The following is a 3,552-nucleotide window of genomic DNA, read 5'->3' as shown; positions in this document are numbered from 1 at the left end:
ATCCGGAGCCCTTACTGAGAAGCCGGGCTGTCAAAAGACAGCCCACGTCGCCCGAACACAAAAATACGGACACTCTCTGGTGAGAAGGAACATGTCCATTGCGCCTGCATCCCGTGCATGCCGTTCTGCCTCGGCGACCAGTACCCTTCCAAGCCCTTTGCCCTGCGCTTCCGGTCGGACTGCCAGGGATCGCAGAAGTGCGACTGCGCCGCCCAACTCGTATCCCACACAACCGAGGAGTTCATCATCATCCATCGCGGCCAGAAAGGTGGCCGGTCTCCCTTCGCGGAGATCCGACGCGGGCAAATCAGCGGCCTCAAGCAGTGTGAGGAGTTCCCCCGACAGCGGCATCTCAGTGATGTTCATGCAGAAGCCCTCGTTGCTTTGCGGCTTCCGGCCTCATACCAACCGCTGCTGCAATTGACCATGCGCACGACCGTAAGCATCACGGGAACCTCGATAAGGACGCCTACGACGGTCGCAAGCGCTGCCCCCGAATGCACGCCGAACACGCTCACCGCTGTCGCCACTGCCAACTCAAAGAAGTTACTGGCCCCGATCAGGGCGGAGGGACCGGCCACCGAATGGGCCACGCCGAGGCGACGGTTCAACAGGTAGGCAAGTGCGGAGTTGAAGTACACCTGGACAAGGATCGGAACGGCCAGAATCGCGATCACGACGGGCTGCGCGAGTATCTGCTCGCCCTGAAAGCCGAACAGCAGTACCAGCGTAGCCAGCAGCGCGCTCGTCGAGACAGGCGAAAGACGGCGTAGCGCAGCGTCCAACCGCGCGTTGCCCCCAGTCTGCAATAGCCAGCGGCGGCACAGCACGGCGACAACAACCGGCACAACGATGTAGAGCGCCACCGACAAGCTCAGCGTCGCCCAAGGTATGGAGATTGACGACAGGCCGAGCAGCAGCGCCACCAGTGGAGCAAACACCACCACCATGAGCGCGTCGTTCAAGGCCACCTGACTCAGTGTGAAGTTCGCATCACCACGACAGAGATTGCTCCAGACAAACACCATGGCTGTGCAGGGAGCGGCAGCGAGCAGGATCAGGCCGGCCATGTAGGAGTCTATCTGGTCCGCAGGCAGCCACTGCGGGAAGATCTGTTTGAGGAACAGCCACCCCAGGAATGCCATGGAGAATGGCTTCACGGCCCAGTTCACGAACAGGGTCACGCCGATGCCGCGCCAATGCCTTCCGACCTGTGCCATCGCCCCGAAGTCGACCTTGAGGAGCATCGGGATGATCATCGCCCAGATCAGCAAGGCTACGGGGAGGTTGACGCTCGCAACCTCCAAATGACCGAGCGCGCGAAACGCCCCGGGCATTAGATGACCGGCTGCGGTACCCGCGACGATGCAAAGGGCAACCCATAGGCTGAGGTGGCGCTCGAAGCGGCCCATTCGCGGAGCCGGATCATGCATTGGCCTGTTCCTCTGGCTGGACGAAGCCCACTGCATCGAGTGCATCTTGGAGTGCAGCCCGGTCATTCCACGCGTCGGGTGAAATGGCAAGGAATGCCAGTAAGCGAGCCTTGACGATGCGGTGCGCCTGCTCAAAGGCGGCCCGCTTGGTATCGTCGCTTCCCTCGACGGCAGCGGGGTCCGGCAATCCCCAGTGGGTGCGGACGAAGTCCCCGAAGACCACCGGACAGGACTCTGCGGCCGCAGCATCGCAGACCGTCACGATAAGATCCATCGGCGCGCTGTCAGGACCGCAGAACTCATCCCAGGATTTGCTGCGCAGCCCGGTGGTGGGCAGACCGTCGGCAGCCAACTGTGCGATGGCGTAGGGGTTTACCTGTCCTGCAGGCTGGCTGCCGGCGCTGAATACCTCGTAACGATTCCCGGCCCAGGCGCGCAGGGTGGTCTCTGCAAGAACACTGCGGGCGGAGTTGCCCGTACACAGAAAAAGGACGCGGCGCTTCATTGGAGTCTCCTGATCAGCAGTCGCAGCGTTCGTCACCCGAGGGCAGGCAAGCCTCGGGCGATCCGGCGCAGCAGTTGTAGGTGAGGTAGGCGATCAAGCCGTTCATCGCATCAAAGTTCGCTCTGTAGCAGACGTTGCGTCCCTGGCTTTCACTGGCAACCAGCCCAGCGTTGACCAGCTCCTTCAGGTGGAAGGACAGGGTCGCCCCAGGAACCTCAAGTTGCTCGGCGATTTCTCCAGCCATGCGGCCTGCCGGCCCAGCCTCTACCAGCATTCGAAAGGCGGCCAGCCTAGTCGCATGGCCCAGAGCCGTCAGTGAGGTGATTGCTTGTTTCGTTTCCATAGTTCTAGAATAGTCGAATGAATAATAACCCGCAAGACACCCTCTCTGCTCTTCCGAACCTTTCGGCCCACCACCTCCCTGTCAACGCGGTCGGGCCCGCTGGAGGGATGCATGCACCACGCATCCTTCTGCTTTACGGATCTCTGCGTCCGGAGTCGTATAGCCGCAAGCTTGCTCTGGAAGCTGAGCGAATCCTGCGCCACCTGGGTGCTGAAACCCGGGTCTTCGACCCACACGGCTTGCCCGTGCTCGACAGCGTTGGAAAAGATCACCCGAAGGTGCGGGAGCTGAGGCAGCTGTGCCAGTGGTCCGAGGGACAGGTGTGGGTGTCCCCCGAGCGCCATGGGACGATTACTGGCGTGTTCAAGAACCAGATCGACTGGCTACCGTTGGAGGAGGGCAGCGTCCGGCCGACCCAGGGCAAGACCCTGGCGGTGATGCAGGTATCGGGCGGATCGCAGTCGTTCAATGTGGTCAACGCGCTGCGCGTGCTCGGTCGATGGATGCGGATGGTCACCATCCCCAACCAGTCGTCGGTCCCCAAGGCTTGGCAGGAGTTCGACGAGCATGGCCGGATGAAGCCATCGAGCTACTACGACCGGGTGGTAGATGTCATGGAGGAGTTGATGAAGTTCACGGTGCTCGTTCGCAATCAGACCGACTTTCTCGTGGACCGCTACAGCGAGCGCAAAGGAGCACAGGCCGCCGCTGAGCTATCAAGAGCTGCAGCAGCGGTTGAGTGACCGCGAACGTTTCTCTTGGAGCATCATCCAGTTGCGACGCCGTGCGACGACTGTGACGGGCCAGCGCCACGGATGGGCACCGGGAGTTTCCCGGGGCGGCATCAGGTGGGCATTAGGGCTACAAAGACGAACGCCGCGCTGAACACGAGCGCCGCGAGAATGAGATCTGGGAAGGCCAGGAACCGACGCGCAGCCAACTTCTCAGTCTCGCGGGCATTGAGGCGGAGGACGTCTTCAATCAGATGGGCTATAGTCTCGCCGGCTTCGCGCCTATTGAAACTCTGCTTCCTTGGCTTCATGGGTCACCCTCTTAGGTCCGTTCCGGTCGACTGTTGACCATGGGGCAGGAAGCTATCACGTCGACCGCTACCGCTACAGCTTGCCTTGACGCCCCTTAGGTAGTCGCGCGGCTACGCACCCGAGGCAAGCGCTTGCCCGACGGAGCTTTAAGGGGTTCACCCCCGTTTTCACGGACACTTACAAGAAGGCCGATCCAGGCCATGAGGAGTGTTCATGTCAAAGCGTAGA

The 3,552-nt window shown here is 61.5% G+C and carries 6 protein-coding genes; 1 reads left to right on the top strand and 5 read right to left on the bottom strand.

Translation table 11 applies throughout. The annotated features are described in order from the left end of the window. Positions 1-30: 30 nt before the first annotated feature. The 4 genes from EGJ34_RS20925 to EGJ34_RS20910 are packed head-to-tail and all read right to left on the bottom strand — an operon-like array spanning position 31 to position 2,281. Positions 31-366 (bottom strand): GNAT family N-acetyltransferase, encoded by a 336-nt coding sequence (locus EGJ34_RS20925; protein WP_125362339.1) that lies wholly within the window; start codon positions 364-366, stop codon positions 31-33. Then, positions 363-1,412 carry an ACR3 family arsenite efflux transporter gene (arsB, locus tag EGJ34_RS20920; RefSeq protein WP_125362338.1) on the bottom strand — a complete coding sequence of 350 codons (1,050 nt, stop codon included), beginning with the start codon at positions 1,410-1,412 and terminating at the stop codon, positions 363-365. The genes EGJ34_RS20925 and arsB overlap by 4 nt, the downstream gene beginning before the upstream one ends. Positions 1,413-1,425: 13 nt before the next feature. After that, positions 1,426-1,938: an arsenate reductase ArsC gene (locus EGJ34_RS20915; protein WP_125362337.1), complete on the bottom strand. Its 513-nt coding sequence runs from the start codon at positions 1,936-1,938 to the stop codon at positions 1,426-1,428. A gap of 13 nt (positions 1,939-1,951) precedes the next feature. Next, complete coding sequence (locus tag EGJ34_RS20910) at positions 1,952-2,281, bottom strand: metalloregulator ArsR/SmtB family transcription factor (protein ID WP_125362336.1); 330 nt, start codon at positions 2,279-2,281, stop codon at positions 1,952-1,954. 17 nt (positions 2,282-2,298) lie between these two features. On the opposite strand from EGJ34_RS20910, the gene arsH reads away from it, so the two are divergent. Beyond that, positions 2,299-3,024 (top strand): arsenical resistance protein ArsH, encoded by a 726-nt coding sequence (gene arsH / locus EGJ34_RS20905; RefSeq protein WP_125362335.1) that lies wholly within the window; start codon positions 2,299-2,301, stop codon positions 3,022-3,024. A gap of 101 nt (positions 3,025-3,125) precedes the next feature. On the opposite strand, the gene EGJ34_RS20900 is transcribed toward arsH, so the two are convergent. Next, positions 3,126-3,323, bottom strand: coding sequence for a hypothetical protein (locus tag EGJ34_RS20900; RefSeq protein ID WP_125362334.1), 198 nt, complete (start codon positions 3,321-3,323; stop codon positions 3,126-3,128). Positions 3,324-3,552: the final 229 nt, after the last annotated feature.

The sequence above is a fragment of the Stenotrophomonas sp. 278 genome (assembly GCF_003935715.1).
Lineage (GTDB): Bacteria > Pseudomonadota > Gammaproteobacteria > Xanthomonadales > Xanthomonadaceae > Stenotrophomonas > Stenotrophomonas maltophilia_AH.
This window is presented reverse-complemented; position numbering and strand designations above follow the sequence as displayed.

Bases quoted from the DNA above. Each gene is read 5' to 3' on its own strand.
- EGJ34_RS20925 (WP_125362339.1), bottom strand. From the start codon at position 366: ATGAACATCACTGAGATGCCGCTGTCGGGGGAACTCCTCACACTGCTT.
- arsB (WP_125362338.1), bottom strand. From the start codon at position 1,412: ATGGGCCGCTTCGAGCGCCACCTCAGCCTATGGGTTGCCCTTTGCATC.
- EGJ34_RS20915 (WP_125362337.1), bottom strand. From the start codon at position 1,938: ATGAAGCGCCGCGTCCTTTTTCTGTGTACGGGCAACTCCGCCCGCAGT.
- EGJ34_RS20910 (WP_125362336.1), bottom strand. From the start codon at position 2,281: ATGGAAACGAAACAAGCAATCACCTCACTGACGGCTCTGGGCCATGCG.
- arsH (WP_125362335.1), top strand. From the start codon at position 2,299: ATGAATAATAACCCGCAAGACACCCTCTCTGCTCTTCCGAACCTTTCG.
- EGJ34_RS20900 (WP_125362334.1), bottom strand. From the start codon at position 3,323: ATGAAGCCAAGGAAGCAGAGTTTCAATAGGCGCGAAGCCGGCGAGACT.